This is a genomic window from Treponema sp. R6D11, from assembly GCF_054786075.1.
Window position 1 is genome coordinate 1 of sequence record NZ_BDHD01000588.1, and the last position, 736, is coordinate 736.

A 736-nucleotide genomic window follows, 5' to 3' on the forward strand; every position below is an offset into this window, starting at 1 on the left:
ACACAGGGTTCAGCAGGGCTTTTTCCTGAGGTGTATGCCAAACTTCCTTTTGTTTCTCTTGTGAAGTTTTTTAGTGAATATAAATTGGATTATAAAAAGGCGAGATATTTGCCAGTGACAAGGTTTTCCATGAAAAATAATAAAGTTTGTTCGATAATGGCAGAAAGAGCGAAAACTGCAAGCGCTAAGGAATTGGCGTCAATTACTATGATACCTTATCCTAACAAAGACGCGCTTGATATTTGTTTTAAGGTTCAACCGTTGGAAAAGCTTTTAGAGGTATATGACATCTGCCAAAAGAAGTTTGCATATTTTGCTGAGACTTCGCTTTTAGAGGCAATAAATAGTTTTGACACGGTTGCCATTGCGAAGGCTAAAGGAGAAACTTTGGAAACAGAGGGGATTACTGCGCAACTGCCTGCTGATGCTTTGCAAGAAACTCTTGAACCGGAAGGAAGCAAAGGTCTGCCTTCTGTGCAAGATATGACTCCGGCGGAGAGGCTTAAGATGATGGAAAATATTAAAAGACATGAGAAAAAAATAGCGCCTGTTAAAGAAGCAGAAAAAGAAGCAGTTGAAAAATTGCTTGCTACACCCGCCTCACAGGAAACAAAGCCTACTGAACCCATATCTACAGACCCTAAAATTATTCTAACAAAACCGTTATAAAAAAAGAACCCTTTCTAGGGTTCTTTTTTAGTTTATAATTAAATTTACTATCTTTGCGCTAGCATCT

The 736-nt window shown here is 38.3% G+C and carries 1 protein-coding gene; it reads left to right on the forward strand.

All coding sequences use genetic code 11. The features are described from left to right. Window positions 1-669 (forward strand): hypothetical protein (locus tag ACYVTD_RS14870; RefSeq protein WP_461248491.1); only part of this gene is annotated, 669 nt, incomplete at its 5' end. Between the last annotated feature and the right edge of the window lie 67 nt (window positions 670-736).